The organism is Butyrivibrio sp. WCE2006 (genome assembly GCF_000701985.1).
Lineage (GTDB): Bacteria > Bacillota > Clostridia > Lachnospirales > Lachnospiraceae > Butyrivibrio.
This window is the reverse complement of record NZ_JNKH01000012.1, coordinates 36372-55107: the sequence shown is the minus strand read 5'-3', so window position 1 is coordinate 55107 and position 18736 is coordinate 36372. Positions and strand designations below refer to the sequence as shown.

The 18736-nt window shown below is 39.9% G+C and carries 11 protein-coding genes; all 11 read right to left on the bottom strand.

The annotated features are described in order from the left end of the window. Window positions 1-78: 78 nt before the first annotated feature. Complete coding sequence (locus T501_RS09820) at window positions 79-2274, bottom strand: glycoside hydrolase family 3 protein (RefSeq protein WP_044914593.1); 2196 nt, start codon at window positions 2272-2274, stop codon at window positions 79-81. Between the two features lie 125 nt (window positions 2275-2399). Further along, a complete protein-coding gene (locus T501_RS09815; RefSeq protein WP_044914592.1) occupies window positions 2400-3482 on the bottom strand; it encodes a hypothetical protein in 1083 nt (360 codons plus the stop codon). 114 nt (window positions 3483-3596) lie between these two features. Beyond that, window positions 3597-5051 carry an MBOAT family O-acyltransferase gene (locus tag T501_RS09810; protein ID WP_044914590.1) on the bottom strand — a complete coding sequence of 485 codons (1455 nt, stop codon included), beginning with the start codon at window positions 5049-5051 and terminating at the stop codon, window positions 3597-3599. A 120-nt stretch (window positions 5052-5171) separates the two neighbouring features. Continuing rightward, a complete protein-coding gene (locus T501_RS09805; protein WP_044914589.1) occupies window positions 5172-6380 on the bottom strand; it encodes an NADP-dependent isocitrate dehydrogenase in 1209 nt (402 codons plus the stop codon). A gap of 103 nt (window positions 6381-6483) precedes the next feature. Continuing rightward, window positions 6484-7164: a GntR family transcriptional regulator gene (locus T501_RS09800; RefSeq protein ID WP_044914651.1), complete on the bottom strand. Its 681-nt coding sequence runs from the start codon at window positions 7162-7164 to the stop codon at window positions 6484-6486. 32 nt (window positions 7165-7196) lie between these two features. Beyond that, a complete protein-coding gene (locus T501_RS09795) occupies window positions 7197-8630 on the bottom strand; it encodes a 2-isopropylmalate synthase (RefSeq protein ID WP_044914587.1) in 1434 nt (477 codons plus the stop codon). Between the two features lie 248 nt (window positions 8631-8878). Beyond that, a complete protein-coding gene (locus T501_RS20195) occupies window positions 8879-10591 on the bottom strand; it encodes a methyl-accepting chemotaxis protein (RefSeq protein WP_050008244.1) in 1713 nt (570 codons plus the stop codon). Window positions 10592-10624: 33 nt separating this feature from the next. Further along, on the bottom strand, window positions 10625-11710 hold the full coding sequence (locus T501_RS09785; protein WP_044914585.1) for an Ig-like domain-containing protein: 1086 nt from the start codon (window positions 11708-11710) through the stop codon (window positions 10625-10627). 182 nt (window positions 11711-11892) lie between these two features. Further along, a complete protein-coding gene (gene leuS, locus T501_RS09780) occupies window positions 11893-14310 on the bottom strand; it encodes a leucine--tRNA ligase (RefSeq protein ID WP_026510327.1) in 2418 nt (805 codons plus the stop codon). A gap of 139 nt (window positions 14311-14449) precedes the next feature. After that, the gene (locus T501_RS09775; RefSeq protein ID WP_044914583.1) at window positions 14450-16399 is read right to left on the bottom strand and encodes an EAL domain-containing protein; all 1950 of its coding nucleotides are present in this window, start codon (window positions 16397-16399) and stop codon (window positions 14450-14452) included. A gap of 238 nt (window positions 16400-16637) precedes the next feature. Then, on the bottom strand, window positions 16638-18728 hold the full coding sequence (locus tag T501_RS09770) for an elongation factor G (protein WP_044914582.1): 2091 nt from the start codon (window positions 18726-18728) through the stop codon (window positions 16638-16640). Window positions 18729-18736: the final 8 nt, after the last annotated feature.

Here is an 18736-nt window from a genome sequence, read left to right as displayed (position 1 = left end):
TAAAATACTTCATATAAAGATTTTTTATATATAAACAGCTACTGTTTTTTGCTATTTACTTTATAAGTCTGTTTCTCATTATTTCCTGTCTTTGACATATCTGTCCCATCTCTCATCCCTGATAACGCCGCTCCAGTTGAGTCCAAAGCCAAAGTCATAGGAATTGCCCTCAGAGTCTTTATATGGCTCATAATCAAAAGGAACGTCTTCACAATGCTTCTCTATTGTGTCCATATCCTTTGGAAGCTGGACAGGAAGCATTGCAGATGGTTCAGAATCACCATTTACAATTGAAAGAACAGCCTTTGTCTCAACACCGAAATTAACAAGTATTGCATCCGCATAGGGCTCGAATTCCGCAACAATACTTGGATTATTCATGCGAATTGACACTATAACAGGCTTATCCTTCATCTGCTCTTTGGTCTTAATAACTATATCAAGGTCATGCTCATTTGCTGCTTTATTGGATTTTCCTTTATAAGATCTGTTATCGGATTCCTCTCTAAAATCGCCGCCTGCAATGCTGACCTCTCTGGCATTATCTGCAGTATAGCTTCTGTATTGAAGAGTTACCGGTCTGTATCCGGTCTCCTCCGTATATCCGTCACTTATAGGACTTTCTATAAAGCATATTGCAAAATCTGCTCCCTCGGGATTTTCGGTGAATTCAAAAAATTTCTCAACATCCTTTTGATTTGCTCCCGGGAGTGAAACAGCATCCACCATGTTTCTCAAAAATCCCTTATGAGCTTCAATTGTTCTTCCGGGAATATAAACCTTTTTCTTTCCCTTTATGGGAAGAACACCATTGTTTTTAACCATGACAATACTCTTAAGCTGAGCATTAAAGCCGCTCTCTACATATTCATCACAGCCAAGAATATTTTTACTCTCATTCGGATCAAGATACGGATTCTCAAAAAGTCCGCAGCGGAAGCTGTTAAGCAGAAGTCTTCTTGCACTTTCCTCGAAACGCTTTCTCATTTTTTCTTCGCCGTGTCTTTCACATCCAATGCGATATGCTTCAAGAATAGGCTTTATATAATTGTTACCGCCAAACTGATCCACACCGTTTTCAATGATGCAAAGATGTCTCTCAGCCTCAGATAAATCCTCTGTTCCGTAGCATCTTGAGCCAAAGGAATCAAGCTTATCCGAAGGATCCCCTGTAATTCCCCAATCGGTACATACAACACCGTCAAATCCGTACTTATCTCTGAGAAGGTCACCTATTATGTATTTGCTGTAGCTGTTACCTACATTTTTGCCTGAAGGGTCGATGCCAAAGCTGACTGTGTAATATGGCATAACGGCTGAAGCCTTACCTGTACCTTCAAGTTTGAATGCACCTTCAATAAACGGCTTTAAATGCTCCTCAAAATTCTTGCCCGGATATACTGCATATTTTCCAAAAGCATAATGAGCATCTCTTCCTGATTCACAAGGACCGCCGCCCGGCCAGTGCTTTACCATAGCAGCAACGCTTCCATTTCCCCAGCTGTCTCCATCACCATTCTGAAGACCTTCACAATAAGCCTTTGCATATTCAGTAACAAGCTTACTGCTCTGCCCATATGTATCTGAAACTCTCATCCATCTGGGTTCTGTTCCAAGGTCAATCTGAGGACCAAGTTCAGTTGTTATGCCAAGTGCTCTGTATTCCTTTGCAGCAGTTTTAGCAAACTTCTTAACAAGATCAGGATCAAAGGTTGCTGCAAGACCAAGTCCCAAAGGCCATTTGCTGGTATCCTTCGCTTCTGTTCTAAACTCGGCAGATGCACTGCCTGCTCCGTGCCTTGGATCAGTACTTGTATTAACAGGAATTCCATGGGGCATCTCCTCACAGAGTGCCTGCATCTCATTATTCCATTTAGCAGCTACCTCACCGTTTTTAAGCACCATGGCAAGTACGTATCTCACATGATCCTCTGTCAGGAATTTCTTCTGCTGGTCAGTGAGTTCCCACTCATCAGCGCCGCTTTCATCAAAAGTCTTGCCTCCTCTGTAAGTAGCTCCGTACCAGCCCCCTGAAATTGCAGGCACAAGCTGGTGAGCACTATACATCATAAGACCTGCTATCTCTTCCACGCTAAGTCTTCCTGCAAGGTCCTTTGCCCTTTCCTCCGGAGAAAGTCTCCAGTCCTCATAGGGAACAAGTTCACCTGTCCGTTCTAAATCCTTAAAAAAAAGACCGTCTTTTTCGATTATCGGAGCACTACATGTTCCTAAAGACGGTCCTTCAACATTTTTGACGATTTTAAAATCTGCCATACCCTTTTTGCCTCCTTAATGTTGTACCCAATGTATTAATAATACCACACACATAGTACAAATGAAAAAGAGTATTCTGAAAATAGCAGATGTATTTTTATATTCCAAATCAATTAAGCAAATGCTCACCTGACTTCAAATTCGGCATTTCTTACCTGTTCCTCAATATTCTTTATATGGCTTAAATATGAATCATAAGCAGAATCCCCTCTGTGATCAGGCAGAAGCTCTGACCCGTAAAGATTCCTCAGAGTGTTCCCAAGATAGGCGGAATATCTGTTACTTCCATTGTAATTTAGATGTGAATTGCCATCAGAAATATCTCTTCCGCTTGTGTAGTCAATTCCTATATCATCAGGATGCTTGAATACATAGTCAAAACAAACATGATCATCGCCATTTTGGTTGAGCTCATCAACATACTTTTCAAGCCAGTTATAGCGTGCTGTCTCCTCCTGCTTCATACCCTGTTGCTGCTCCTGGTTTAGGACATAAGGCACCATAGTGATATAAAGCTTCATATCATTCTGCTTTGTATACTCGATTATTTTATCAAGATACTTTTCTGATTTTTGTAAAGGCGGTTTGCACTCATCAGTTTCAATCACAGGATCTGTCATCTCCACATTATGAAAATGCGGAACAAAGCCTTTATATGAACTTAAGTCCTTTCCAAAGGCCTCATCAAAATCCTTTTTATCAAGATTATTGTACCTGTCGTGATAGCCAAAGAAAGAAGGAAAATACATATTCCACAGCTCCTTCTTATTATCAAAGGCAGCAGCCATCAGCTGCAGTTTATTAGCTGAAAGCCTCATCCCGTACAGACTGTCACTAAGGAATTCATAATGATATTTATAATCCTCCATAAATGCCGCAGCGCTGAAAAAATCAAGAACTACAACCTTGGGCTTCTGGTATTTACATATTTCCTTGAGATAATGATACGAAACCCACAGGGACTGCTCTGCAGAGGAAAGGTCGTATCCTGCAATTCCGTAATCCTCAAAAAGCTTTGCGGTATTTATTCCGCAGTGTACATGACTTGAACCAAGAAAAACCACATCTATCGTGTTTTTGGGCTGGTCATAGAGAGCACGCATCTGTGTCACTCCCGCCTCTGTTTTTGTGCGCAGAATATTATCAGCTATATTAAAGCATGAAACAAAAATTATCACGCTTAACAGGCACGCGATTAATCGCTTCATTTACAATCTCCTTCGTATCGAATATTGAATTTCTCACAGATCCAATATTCGATTATATTCAACAATAAATACTATATTCCTCGAAAATTCATCTATTTTTCATATAGATAAGCTTTAGAACTGGGCATAAACAAAACTTCTGATCTCCTCACCTGCGCCGTATCTGCCAAAGATAAGAATTATAAGCGCAAATAAAGCAAATGCGATGCCTCTTGAAATATCACCCCACCGCTTACTCATAAGTTCAGGCGGAATCTCATTACTCCTATAGGCCCAAAAATCAAACACACTAAGCAGCATTATTGATACAGCTGCCACAAACCATTCAATGGAAGACAACCCCAGCATCAGGCCTTCTTCTACTGCAAGTCCTGCACTAAGCCCTTTTCCATCCCGGATAAACATAGCTTTTATATAATCAAATGCATTCGACAGACTATTTGCCCTGAAGAAAATCCACGCAAAGGAAACTGCAAGAAAACTTATCCCCCATCCTGTAATCCCTCTTACAAGAAATCTCAATTTTCCTCTATCAAGAATATTGGTAACTACATTCATAATTCCATGGAAAACACCCCATATTATGAATGTTAATCCTGCCCCGTGCCACATTCCGCACACAAGGAAAACGACAAGTATATTAAAAGCTTTTCTAAGACTTCCTTTTCTGTTCCCTCCAAGAGGAATATAGATATAATCCTTTAAAAAGTTACTGAGGGAAAGATGCCATCTCCTCCAGAACTGAACGATATTTTCAGCAAAATAGGGTGTCCTGAAATTCTGAATAAGCTCTATTCCAAACATCATGGATATTCCGATCATCAGATTTGTATATCCCGCGAAATCACAGTATATCTGAATCGTGTATAAGAATGTGCAAAGTAAAAGTGTAACGGGTCCAAATTCCAAAGGATTATCAAAGGTGATATCGACAGGAATCCCTATCCTGTCTGCAATAACCATTTTCATGAATAATCCCCACAAAATATAGGACAAGACTCTAATGGCTCTGTCAAAATCAAACAGCTTTGTGTTTTTACTGTTCTCGATTTTTATAATAAAATCCTCAGCCCTTTCAATAGGTCCGCTCATCCACTTTGGAAACCACATCATGTAAAGTGCAAAATTTATGAGGTTCTTCTTAGCCTCAATCTTCTTAGTCGTAACATCTGCAAGATAGCTTATGGCCTGAAAAATGTAGAATGAAAGTCCAATCGGCATTGCAACCTTTAGCAGGTTGTCAGGAATATACACCCCCGGAAGATTTGCAGCAGCTGCCAGATATTTCCATCCGAATAAAACCATTGCCAGTGCTATGATTCCGATAGCTGAAACAACATTCGAAATCCTTGTCATTTCCTTTTTCTTTAAAAATGAAATCATAAGACCACACAGATACGTAAAAGCCGTGATTGCGCAGATTGTTATTATACCGATACTTTTCCCCTGCCAGATAATAAAGAACACGCTAAAAGCCAGCAGTTCGAATTTCCTTATAGCACCCGGAGAAATATGAAATAGAATAAATGTGATAAACAGAAAGCAAAAAGTTGTTAACTGAAAAACCATGTTCCCTCCAAAAACAGTTTTAGCTTTTCTATGATACAGGAAAACCGGAAAAAAAGAAAACCCACACCATTATTTAGCAATGATACTAATAAAGGTGTGGGCTGTCTAAAATATATTATTTTATTTTAATCCTTCATATGTCTCTCTGATAGCCTTTATAAACTGCTCAGAGTTAAGCTTTTTAGCATTGGGATTGCTTGTTATAAGAACAAGGTCCCCTGTCATCTTGCCGCTCTCAATTGTTGAAAGAGTTGCCTTTTCCATCTTATCTGCCCAGTCGATGAGTCCCTGAATATTATCAAGCTCTCCGCGCTTTCTCATAGCACCAGTCCAGGCAAAGATAGTTGCTACAGGGTTTGTGGATGTCTCTTCTCCCTTAAGATACTTATAATAGTGACGCTGTACTGTTCCATGAGCAGCCTCGTACTCATAGATACCATCAGGAGATACAAGAACTGAAGTCATCATTGCAAGAGATCCGCATGCAGAAGATACCATGTCACTCATTACATCACCGTCATAGTTCTTACAAGCCCAGATAAATCCGCCCTTTGACTTCATGACACGAGCTACGGCATCATCAATAAGTGTATAGAAATACTCTATTCCGGCAGCGTCAAACTTATGTCTGTACTCCTTCTCAAAGGTCTCATCGAAGATTTCTCTGAATCTTGCATCATAAGTCTTGCTGATAGTATCCTTTGTAGCAAACCAGAGATCCTGCTTTGTTGAAAGAGCATATTCAAAGCATGCCTTAGCAAAGCTCTTAATAGAAGCATCCTTATTGTGGATTCCCTGAATGATACCGGGACCGTCAAATTCCTGAATGGTCTGTCTTATCTCTTTTCCATCAGCGCCTGTAAATACCAGCTCAGCTTTACCTGCACCGGGAACTGCTATCTCAACATTCTTATAAACATCACCATAAGCATGACGTGCAAGTGTGATAGGCTTCTCCCAGGTCTTAACATTGGGTTCTATTCCCTTAACAAGAATAGGTGCTCTGAAAACTGTTCCATCAAGCATTGCACGGATTGTACCGTTAGGGCTCTTCCACATCTGCTTAAGGTCATATTCTTCAACTCTGGCTGCATTGGGAGTAATGGTAGCACACTTAACAGCTACGCCATACTTTTTAGTTGCGTTGGCACTGTCAATTGTAACCTTATCATCTGTCTCATCTCTGTATTTAAGACCAAGATCATAATACTCACTCTTAAGATCAATATAAGGCTCAATCAGTTCTTCCTTGATCATCTTCCAGAGAATTCTGGTCATCTCATCTCCATCCATCTCGACAATGGGGGTGGTCATCTGTACTTTTGACATATCGTCCTCCTCTTTAATATAGTTCTTGAATTTATCTAACACTTTACGTTCAATAGTAAAGTCTCATGATTACCTTTTATATTCATTCAAGAAGTCATTATAGTTACGAAAACATTTCTAAAAGTCCGTTCTTTACCATATTATCATAGGCACTAAGCATATGCCTATTGGCAAATTCTTCTGCTTTATCAGGATTTTTATCCCGTATAGCTTCCATAATGGCACGGTGCTCATCATTGCAGTCCTTGCCGCGCTTGCCTGCAAGTGTCTTTTGCCTTATCTGCCAGACGTACTGGTGATAATCCTTAAGCAGATGTTCAAGCATCTTGGAATCACAGGATTCATAAAGTGTTGTATGAAATCTGTTGTCCAGCTCCGCAAGCTGATCAAAATGCCCCTTTTTTTCATGGAAATCCGCAAGATATACTATCTCTTCCAGATCCTCCATCTGTTCATCAGTTATGTTGTCGCAGGCCCATCTGGCGCAAAGTCCTTCAAGTTTTGACCTTATCATGTAAATATCATGAATGTCCTTTGCACTGATACCGACCACATAAGCACCTTTATTGGGAATTATCTGAACCAGTCCCTCCAGCTCAAGCTGCCTTAGTGCTTCTCTTACAGGGGTTCTGCTCACACCAAGCTCAGCACCAATTGCAACCTCTTTTAATTCCTCATGATCAGAATACTTGCCATTTAAAATATCTTCACGTATTCTGTTAAATACTCTGCCGCGAAGTGAATATTTATCTGTCACTTCCTGCTTTAAATCCTTTTTTTCCATTTTTCCCTCTATTCTATGGTCTTCACCAGGAATCATTCAGAAAGATTTTTTATCTCACCCTCACATACTTCGATTCCGATAAGTTTTGATACTTCATCGATTTTCTTAGTGAGTTCTTCGTCGTACATTACGGTAACACGGCCGTTTTCATATTCACCGTCAACCCATTCCTTTAAAACCTGAACAAGCTTGTGCTCTTTTCCGATAGCATTATCACCCTTTAAGCGGTAGTGAACATTAATCCAGTGAGCAATTCCTGCAAGTCCTGAAGTATTGGAAACAGCGCTTACAGGCGGTCTTCCAAGGAACTTATCCGTATCGAATATGTTATAAATCTCCTCATTCTTAAGAAGTCCGTCAGCGTGGATACCGGCTCTTGTCACATTAAAGTTCTTGCCAACAAAAGGAGTCTGAGGCGGGATATGGTATCCCAGTTCTTTTTCATAATATCTTGCAAGGTCTGTGATAACCTGAGTATTCATTCCGTTTAATGTTCCCTTAAGCTGCGCATACTCAAATATCATTGCTTCAAGTGGTGTGTTACCTGTTCTTTCACCGATACCAAAAAGTGAAGCATTGACACCGGAACAGCCATATATCCATGCTGTTGTTGAGTTGGTAACAGCCTTATAAAAATCATTATGTCCATGCCACTCAATGAGCTCGCTGGGAACACCTGCGTTTGTATTTAATGCATAGATGATACCCTGTACACTTCTGGGAATAACAGCACCTGAGAAATTGACACCATATCCCATTGTATCGCAGGCACGTACCTTGATCGGAATTCCATACTCTTCACGCAGCTTCATAAGCTCTACACAGAATGGAACTACAAATCCATAGATATCAGCTCTTGTTATATCTTCAAGATGACATCTGCAGGCAATACCTTCATCGAGACAGTCGCGGATAACACTAAGATAATGCTCCAGAGCCTGCTTTCTTGTCATTTTTAATTTCAGAAAAATATGATAATCTGAACAGCTTACAAGGATACCTGTCTCCTTCATACCGATTTCCTTTACAAGCTTAAAGTCTTCCTTACTTGCTCTTATCCAGCTTGTAACCTCAGGAAACTTATAACCTCTCTCCATGCATTTATAAACTGCATCTCTGTCCTTTTTGCTGTAAAGGAAAAATTCGCTGGCTCTGATCATACCATTCGGTCCGCCAAGTTCATGCATCATATCATATATTTTTACAATCTGCTCTGTGGAATAAGGTGCTCGTGATTGCTGTCCGTCACGGAAAGTCGTATCAGTGATCCATATATCCTTGGGCATATTGTGAGGAACAATTCTATCGTTGAAGGGAATTTTCGGAACCTCATCATATGGGAACATGTTTCTGAAAACATTAGGTTTCTTGACATCATCAAGAATATACATATGCTCTTCAATCTGTAATAGATTGTTGTGTTCATTCATTGTTACCGGTCTGTTTTGAAATGTCTGGTCCTGCATTTTAGTCCTCCTCGATTTACGTCAATTATCCTTTATGATAAGGATGAAAAATTCGTTTTGCATTATTGTATACAATAATACCATCTATGTCAACGCTTTAATGTGATAAAGCACACTAAAAAAAGAGATTAGACCATAAATCTATGATCTAATCTCTTGAAGACATAATATGTTTTAATGCAATCAATTTTAATCTGCTTTATTGCAAACAAATTTATTCTATTGTAATGCAATAGGAATTAATATACTCAGCGGAGTCTGAACTGATTTATAAGTCTTGTGAGGTCTTCAGACTGTTCTGTCAGTCGCTGTGATACATTGCTGGATTCCTGAGCTGTCTCAGAATTACTCTGTACAACTGCAGAGATCTGATCAATTCCGTCATTGATTTCTTCCATGCTTTCAGCCTGATGCTTTGCCATCTCTCCGGTTTCAGCTATCATGCCGGTAATCTCCTTAACAGATTCCTGCATCTTCTGAAGAGCTTCTGTTGTCTCACCAACAACATCATTACCGTTTTTGATTTCCTCCATCGTATCCTGAATAAGCTGATGCGTATTCTTGGCAGCTTCAGTACTCTGACTTGCAAGTGTGCTGATCTCCTCTGCAACTACCGCGAAACCTTTTCCTGATTCGCCTGCTCTTGCAGCCTCAATAGAAGCATTAAGTGCAAGGAGCTGTGTCTGCTTGGCAATGGACTCGATAGTATTGGTAACCTGCTCAATCTCATTAGAAGCCTCTGTAATTCTAACCATTGCATCTGTAACAAGATGCATCTTGCGTGCACTGGCATCCGCATCATCTCTAACCTGATCAGCCATTTTTCTTGATTTCTCTGCAGTCTCAGCCATGGTCTTTGTCTGAGCAGTAATGGTATTAACAGATGCAGTAAGCTCTTCTACAGCCGCTGCCTGATCCGTTGAACCTTCTGCAAGTGCCGTAGCACCCTGACTCATACCGGATGCGCCCTGTGACACATGATTAGAAGATTCACGTACATGGGCAAGAGTATCAGAAAGTGAGTCGGTAATATTATTCATAGCAGCACTGATAGGTGCATAGTCAGCTATATAAAGCGAAGGCGTAATTGTTCCTTTTGAAAAATCGCCATCAGCAACTCTTTTTAGCGTCTCTCTTATATCTGTTACAATCTTCTCAATTCCAGAGGTTGATTTACTAAGATCCTTTGCCAGTTTACCAAGTTCATCATCTGAGTCGTAATCAATGTTAATGTTAAGATTACCTTTTGCCATTTCATTGGCGGCCTTTGAAATCTCTTCAACAGGAACAAGAATTGAATGTGAGAGCTTTTTCTTAACATCTACAATGTAGATAATAAGCATCAGAATAACAACAGCGGTGATAACACTCATCACAATTCCAAGAATTACAGAACTCCTATATGCGTTCTCTGCAGCTACGGTCGTCTCTGATGATACTGTCTTAAAATCCTTTACGGCCGCATCTATTGATGGATACAAGGTATCATTAAAGTAGAAGAATATTTCTTCAGATGTGGAGCCATCGTTGAACATATTACCAAGAGCCACACCATTTGCCTCAACATTCTTAAGGTCTGCAGATACTTTACTAATATCAGAAGAACTTTTAGTAAGTTTTGAGAGTTTAGACAGATTAGCATCAAATTCAGCATATTTTTCGGTAGCTTTTCCCAGCTGTTCCTGTCTTATTCCCTCATCAGGTGATGACAGAGCCCACAGATAAGCTTTTGCCAAAGCCTGCATATCAATTCTGATATCTGCCTGAATATTATTCATAGTATAATATTTGGTGTAGATGGTTCTTATGGAAACCATTGCAGATACCAGTGTTATTGCCAGAATAGCAACCGCAACCGCAGACATGGTGATTATCTGCCTGAAGGTTGAATTGAATTTCTCCTGCACACTCAAGTTACGAATTTTGTTCTCGTCAACACTAACCAGGTTCTTAATACTCATAAGTCAATCTACCTCCTCATAAGAAAATGCTTATTACTTAACCTTTATCTTGTGTGTATTAGAATACTTTCCGTAGTATTTCTTGCCATCATAATTTCTGTATGCTCTGACTTTTACCTTGTATAACCCCTTTGGAAGTTTATTTACCGTAACACTCTTTTTAGTTGTATTAACCGTTACCCAGCTTCCTGATTTTTTGTATTTAATCTGGTAACCGCTGGCATATTCTATAGCCTTGTATTTTATCTTAAAGCTCCCCTTATTCCGCTTAAGATAAGTTATTGTAGGCACGGATTCTTTGATGATACGCGTCTTTTCAAGACCAGAAGGACTTCCAACAGTAACCTTGATCCTGCCGATTTCAGCTCCGTTACCTACCTTAGCAACTATATAACAGGTCCCCACATTTTCTGCTGATATATAGGCTTTTTTGGACTCCTTGTCATCTCCTATGACTGTGGCAATATCATTATTGGTGCTCTCCCATTTAATCACATCATCAACAACCGTACCCGGATAAGAAACACCCTGAACTGTTTCAACTTCACCGGGCTGAATCTTCAGCTCGTTTTCAGGGAAAATCAGCTGCGTATAATATTTACTGTCCTTAACAGATATTTCACAGACAGCAAATACAGAAGTATCAAAATCTGAAACCACTTTTATAACAGCAGTGCCTGTACCAAGGGCAGTAACAAGACCATTTTCAACTTTAGCAATTCCCGGGCTGCTACTCTCCCATGTAACCAATGCATCATCCGGATTAATTGTCACAGTCTTGGATAAATCAATTGTTTCTCCTACCGTTATCACTTCTTTTGAGTTTTTAAAAGTAATGCTTGTAGCAGTAATTCGTATAGAAGTATTTGATTTTTCAGGATTATTTGAATCCTGATTATTGCCGGTATTTTGTGAGCCCTGGTTATTACCCGTATTTCCGGTATTTGGAGCATTCTGATCTTTTCCGGTATTTGTGTTATCCTGCGCAGTGTGTGAATTATCTGTATTTTGAGTATTCTGCCCGGTTTCAGCAAATGAGTTAAATCCAAATCCTGTAAAACAAACAGAAGCTGTCAAAGCAATACAGATACCATTTTTCCAATTAATTCTTTTTCTCATTAAGTACACCTCTTTCTACAACAATTTAAGTAACTAGCTTTCTCCCCATAAGATATACTAATATACATATATTGTACTCTATACATTCGAAATAAACATCATTTGTAAACGAATTTACAAAAAAATAATAAAAGCTCCATGTTCTTTTTAGAACATGGAGCCCAAAGCGCTAAAATCGCCTATTATTTCATTACTATATTTACAATCTTACCCGGAACATAGATTTCCTTAATTATGTTACCGGTAAATTTGCCTGCAATAGCTTCCTTTGCTTTAGCAAGTACTGTATCCTTCGGATCATCCTTACCGATTGAGATGGTTGCACGAACCTTACCATTAACCTGAACAGCAATCTCAACTGTATTCTCAACAGTAAGTGCCTCATCAAATTCAGGCCAGGTCTGCTGATAAAGTCTTCCTTCACCGCCGATAACCTGCCAGATCTCTTCTGTGATGTGAGGAGCTACAGGATTGAGCATTGTAAGGAGTGTCTTGTACTCAGCCTTATTAACTGCACCCTTCTTGTAGAAGTCATTTATAAGTGACATCATAGCTGCAATAGCTGTGTTATACTTAAGGTTCTCAAAATCATTTGATACCTTCTTGATTGTTCTGTGCATTTCACCCTTCAGGTCATCTGAATACTCATCACCATCTACGAGGATATCCTGAAGCTTCCAAACTCTTTCAAGGAATCTTCTGCAGCCCTTAACGCCATCCTCAGACCATGAAGCAGCAAGATCAAATGCACCAATAAACATCTCATATGTACGAAGTGTATCAGCGCCGTAATCCTCAACAATGTCATCAGGATTAACCACATTACCACGGGACTTACTCATTTTCTCGCCGTTCTCACCAAGGATCATGCCGTGGCTTGTACGCTTCTGGTAAGGCTCAGATGTAGGAACAACTCCCTGATCATAAAGGAACTTGTGCCAGAATCTTGAGTAAAGAAGGTGAAGTGTTGTATGCTCCATTCCTCCGTTGTACCAGTCTACAGGAAGCCAGTACTTAAGTGCTTCCTTACTAGCAAGAGCTTCTTTATTGGTAGGATCTGTATATCTGAGGAAATACCATGATGAACCTGCCCACTGAGGCATTGTATCAGTCTCGCGCTTTGCAGGGCCACCGCAGCAAGGACATGTGGTATTAACCCAATCTGTCATTGCAGCAAGAGGTGACTCACCATTGTCTGTAGGCTCATAGCTGTCAACCTCAGGAAGAAGAAGCGGAAGCTCTGACTCGTCAACAGGAACAAATCCGCACTTCTCACATTCAACAATCGGAATAGGCTCGCCCCAATATCTCTGACGTGAGAATACCCAGTCACGGAGCTTATAGTTAACCTGTGCATGGCCGATCTTCTTCTCTTCCAGGAATGAGATCATCTTTTCTTTTGCTTCGGCAACTGAAAGACCATTGATGAAATCTGAGTTAATGAGCACGCCTGTAGCAACATCAGTAAATGCTGCCTCATTAACATCAACCTCTTCGCCATCTTTAGCAACTACCTGGATGATCGGAAGACCGAATTTCTTAGCAAACTCCCAGTCTCTGTCGTCATGAGCAGGAACTGCCATGATAGCACCTGTCCCATAGCTCATAAGTACATAATCTGAAACCCAGATCGGAATCTCTTTACCGTTAACAGGATTGATAGCGCAAAGTCCGTCAATCTGAACACCGGTCTTATCCTTTGCAAGCTCAGAACGTTCGAAATCAGACTTCTTGGAAGCCTCTTCACGATACTTAAGAATCTCATCGAAGTTCTTAATCTGATCCTTGTATTTATCAAGATAAGGATGCTCAGGAGATACTACCATATATGTAGCACCAAAAAGAGTATCGCAACGTGTTGTATAAACAGTAAGAACATCCTCTGTGTCCTTGATCTGAAAATCAACTTCAGCACCTGTAGAACGTCCGATCCAGTTCTTCTGTGATACTTTAACACGCTCAATATAATCTACACCATCAAGTCCGTCGATGAGCTTATCAGCATACTCAGTGATTTTGAGCATCCACTCGCTCTTAACCTTGCGCACTACTTCAGAACCGCAACGCTCACAAACGCCGTTGACAACTTCTTCGTTAGCAAGACCAACCTTACATGATGTACACCAGTTGATAGGCATCTCCTTCTTATAAGCGAGCCCTGCCTTGAAGAGCTTAAGGAATATCCACTGTGTCCACTTATAGTAGTCAGGATCTGTTGTATTTATTTCCCTGTTCCAGTCAAAGGAATAACCTAAAGAATGAAGCTGGCTCTTAAACTTTTTAACATTATTAGCTGTTACGATCTTGGGATGAATATGATTCTTAATAGCATAGTTCTCGGTAGGAAGACCGAAAGCGTCCCATCCCATGGGATATAGAACATTATAGCCCTGCATTCTGCGCTTACGTGCAACAATATCAAGTGCTGTGTACGGACGCGGATGACCTACGTGAAGTCCCTGTCCTGAAGGATAAGGGAACTCTACAAGGGCATAATATTTAGGCTTTGAAAAATCATTGCTTGCAGCAAATGCATTTTCATCATCCCAGATTTTCTGCCACTTCTGTTCAACTTCTTTGTGATTATATAACTCTGACATTTGGGTACCTCGTTTCTGCGAAATTAAATGCATAATGAATAGATTTTCTATCTCTCTTATGAACAATAAAAAATTCTATCATATTAAAGTATCACATTCAAGCGAGGTCCCCTTACTTAAGATAAACGAATCAGAATCTTTAAGATTTTTTATCGAAATACTTCCGTAAATTCTCAATAGGTGAAGGCTTTGCATAATGATAGCCCTGAATATAGTCAAAACCTCTGTCTATACTGAATTTCTTCTGAGCCTCATTCTCAACGCCCTCAATCAGTGTAACGAAGCCATTTTTCTTAAAGAAATCAATCATATAAGTGAAAATGTCATCGACACGATAATCCTTGACCGCTTTATAAAGAAGAGATTTATCGAATTTAATAGTCTGCACAGGTACATCCACAACTCTCTCAAGATTTGAGTAACCTGTCCCAAAGTCATCCATATAAAGCTGGATTCCTTCGCGGTTTAGCATACTCATGTTATATCTTACGGCATCATAATTCTCAGCCATCATGGACTCAGTAATTTCAAGTCTGATCATCTTCTGGTCAATCCTATAGCTGTGAATGATATCCATTATTTCTTTATAAAAAGTTTTATCTGTAAAATCCAATGTGGAACAGTTTATCGTAACAGCATCAAAATCATATTCCTCCATCAGTGCTTCAACTGCCCTGCAAACCTTATGCATCATTATCACGGTAAGGGCATGTATACAATTGTTCTGCTCAGCAACTTTAATGAAAGTATCCGGCGGTATCATCTTACCATCGATAGAAAGTCTCATCAGCGCTTCAGCTGTTCTGAAGGATTTATTTTCAACACTGTAAATTGGCTGAGCATAACAAATAATCCTCTCATCGTCAGGATTCATTCGTGCTCGTATATCCATGAGTGTCTGCTCGATCTTATAGATTTCTTCAAAATCCCTGAAATCAGCCCCATTAGCGAAATAATATACATTTTCGCCATCTTTTAAATATCTGTTCCTAAGATATCTCAAAAACAGCTGTGTGTATTTGTTGCCTACTGCCACAAACCTTTTGCTATCTCCGCAAACTCCTACAAAATAATGGATTTTATCATCAATTCTCTCAAAGAAGCTATCAAGAATATCCCTCATCTGTTCAGTATAATTCTCAGCATCTGACCTTTCTTTTGTCTCCAGAATTGCTATGAAGGTCCCATAATTTAATCTGTACATCAGGATTTTTCTCGATATTCTCTCGATTTTTCTGCAAATTTTCGCCACTTCCATTGAAAACGCTTCATAATTCGGAACAATAGAACTGTCTGCAAGCTGAGGAAAATCTATGTAGGCTATATAGAATACTCTTCCTGCCCTTTCATTTGTCTGGAATCTGCTCTCGAAAGCACTGATATTCTGGCATCCTGTCTCCTCGTCATAGGAATTAGAGTGAAACAGCTGATAACCTATTACGAAAGGAATCACATAGGTAACCGCACTGAATATAGCATGGGTTGCTATTATCTGCAGGATAAGTACAGCAACGTCAATTGTAACCGATATCACTGTCGCCCTGAAAACAATTCTGGATATATTTTTACGGCGCAAAGTAGTAATAACCATACATATAATGCAACATAAAATTCCTGCAACACAGTAAAATCTTGTAAAGTGTGTGATATCGATTCCGTCTGTTCTTACGAAGAACAGCCTCTTCAGAACGATCAGATAAATCATTACAGCAAAATAGATAGTCGAAAGCGTAATATAAATCATTATCAGAACAAAGCGTTTTCTGAATCTGCCCTCGCTCAATAGATTAATATAGTTAAAGTAAATGAACAAAAGTATAGCATATAAAGTAAGAAACAGCGTCAAAGCTGCGGTAAATACATTTCTGTTATAGTAGACAGAAACAGTACTGGCCATTCTAACGATAACGATCTGCACCATAATCGCAAATATGGAAATAATTGTTCCTGTCAGCATAAAAATATATGTTTTAGACTGCTTAGGCTTAGTAAGAAACATAAAAACAAGAATCAGCACAGCAAACAAAAGCCCTGCAATCTCACCTATAATGTCATATCTAAGTTGAAAAAACAAAGGATTATACGGCATTTCAACCTCACAATAAATCAGCGCATACTAAACCATGGTATTACGTTTATACTATCATAAACATATAAGCACCGATTAAAGAAACTCTTAAATAATTATGAAGTCCTTATAACAACAAGCAGCCTTCCATGGAAGAGCTCTCAAGTACTCTGCTTTATTTATTTGCTCTATGGCATAAAACTATATGACATAAAAAACCGGCATCCCTTTCGAAATGCCGGTTCCAATTTTTTTACTATTAATCTTCTATTCCGTTTTCCTTAACTTTTTCAGCTCTTGCAGCTACTTCCTTCTGCTGGATATCTGAAGGAGCCTGCTCATATCTTGTAAAGCTGTACTCGTAATCACCTGCACCACCTGTCATTGATCTCAAGGTTGTGCAATATCCAAAGAGTTCCATCATAGGAATGTCAGCCTCGATGACCTGTTTTCCATCGCCTGTAGGATTCATACCAAGCACACGACCTCTTCTCTTATTAAGGTCACCCATTACATCACCGGTAAATGAATCCGGAACTGTTACCTTAAGAGTAGCTATAGGCTCAAGAAGTACAGGTGTAGCATCCATGAATCCCTTCTTGAAGGCATTGCTTGCAGCAACCTTGAATGCCATTTCAGAAGAGTCAACCGGATGATATGATCCATCATAAAGCACAGCCTTAACTCCCACTACGGGATATGCAGCAAGAGGTCCTCTCTGAGCAGCTTCTGCTATACCCTTTTCTACTGCAGGGAAATAGTTCTTCGGAACTGCACCGCCGACAACTTCCTGCTCGAATACATAAGGCTTGCTGTCATCACCTGAAGGCTCGAAGCGCATCTTAACGTGTCCGTACTGGCCGTGACCACCGGTCTGCTTTTTATACTTGTACTCAACATCTGAGTTCTTACGAATCGTCTCTCTGAAAGCTACCTTCGGCTTATCAAGGTCAATTGCAACCTTGTACTCATTAAGCAGCTTACTAACAGCAATCTCAAGGTGCATATCACCCATACCATAGATAAGTGACTGATGGTTTTCAGCATCATTAACAACCTTAAGTGTTGCATCCTCAGCAGCAAGCTTTGCAAGAGACTGTGCAATCTTATCGATATCAGCTTTATTCTGAGCCTTATATCTCATATAGGTGTAGGGCTCTGAAATATCCATCTTAGCATACTGAACAGGATTAGCCTTTGTTGAAAGGGTATCACCTGTTGAAACATCCAGCTTCTGAAGGGCACCGAAATCACCGGCATGAAGCTCGGGAACTTCAATTGTCTTATTGCCCTGCATTACATAAATCTTACCGATCTTAACCTCTGAATCCTTATTGGTATCATACATTACATCATCGGTCTTGATAACGCCGGAGCGAACCTTTATCATTGAGTATTTACCAATGAAAGGATCCATCATTGTCTTAAACACGAATGCTGTCTTAGGTTTTGAGAAATCGAAGTTAGCTTCGAATATCTCGTTGGTCTTCATGTTGATACCTGCCATCTTACGGTTCTCAGGAGCAGGCATGTATTTAATAATATCGTCCATCAGTGTGTAAACACCCTGTGCAAGAATGCTTGATCCCATTTCTATAGGAACAATTGATCCGTCACATACATTATTTCTGAGTGCTGATCTGATCTCCTGCTCTGAGAAGGTATCTCCACTGAAATATCTATCCATAAATTCTTCACTTGTTTCGGCTACTGCCTCCATAAGTGTATCTCTATACTGTTTCAAATATTCAAGGTTATATTCGGGAACTTCACACTCAATGGCATCTTTGCCCTCCCAGCGGAAGCCCTTTTCCTGAATTACATTTACATATCCTACAAACTTCTCATTTTCACGGGTAGGAAGGTTGAAGGGTGCGATTTTCTTTCCGTATTTATCTGTAAGATCCTGCACAACCTGTCTGTATGAAGCATCGTCGATATCCATGTCTGATACAAAGAACATACGCGGTATGCCATATTTCTCGCAAAGATCCCATGCTCTTTCAGTTCCAACTTCCACGCCTGCTTTACCGGAAACAACGATAATAGCTGCATCTGCTACGCTCATTGCCTCCTGAACCTCACCGATAAAATCGAAAAATCCGGGGGCATCAAGAAGGTTGATCTTGTGATCTTCCCATTCCAGCGCAATGTTAGTTGTGCTGATTGAAAACTGTCGCTTCTGTTCCTCTTTATCAAAGTCACTAACGGTATTGCCGTCAGATACTTTACCCATTCGGGAGGTAATACCTGCAAGATAAGCCATTGCCTCAGCAAGTGAAGTCTTTCCTGCTCCCCCATGACCTAAGAGTACGACGTTGCGTATTTTGTCACTTGTGTAAACTTTCATCTTTTGTT

Bases quoted from the DNA above. Each gene is read 5' to 3' on its own strand.
- T501_RS09820 (WP_044914593.1), bottom strand. From the start codon at position 2,274: ATGGCAGATTTTAAAATCGTCAAAAATGTTGAAGGACCGTCTTTAGGA.
- T501_RS09815 (WP_044914592.1), bottom strand. From the start codon at position 3,482: ATGAAGCGATTAATCGCGTGCCTGTTAAGCGTGATAATTTTTGTTTCA.
- T501_RS09810 (WP_044914590.1), bottom strand. From the start codon at position 5,051: ATGGTTTTTCAGTTAACAACTTTTTGCTTTCTGTTTATCACATTTATT.
- T501_RS09805 (WP_044914589.1), bottom strand. From the start codon at position 6,380: ATGTCAAAAGTACAGATGACCACCCCCATTGTCGAGATGGATGGAGAT.
- T501_RS09800 (WP_044914651.1), bottom strand. From the start codon at position 7,164: ATGGAAAAAAAGGATTTAAAGCAGGAAGTGACAGATAAATATTCACTT.
- T501_RS09795 (WP_044914587.1), bottom strand. From the start codon at position 8,630: ATGCAGGACCAGACATTTCAAAACAGACCGGTAACAATGAATGAACAC.
- T501_RS20195 (WP_050008244.1), bottom strand. From the start codon at position 10,591: ATGAGTATTAAGAACCTGGTTAGTGTTGACGAGAACAAAATTCGTAAC.
- T501_RS09785 (WP_044914585.1), bottom strand. From the start codon at position 11,710: ATGAGAAAAAGAATTAATTGGAAAAATGGTATCTGTATTGCTTTGACA.
- leuS (WP_026510327.1), bottom strand. From the start codon at position 14,310: ATGTCAGAGTTATATAATCACAAAGAAGTTGAACAGAAGTGGCAGAAA.
- T501_RS09775 (WP_044914583.1), bottom strand. From the start codon at position 16,399: ATGCCGTATAATCCTTTGTTTTTTCAACTTAGATATGACATTATAGGT.
- T501_RS09770 (WP_044914582.1), bottom strand. From the start codon at position 18,728: ATGAAAGTTTACACAAGTGACAAAATACGCAACGTCGTACTCTTAGGT.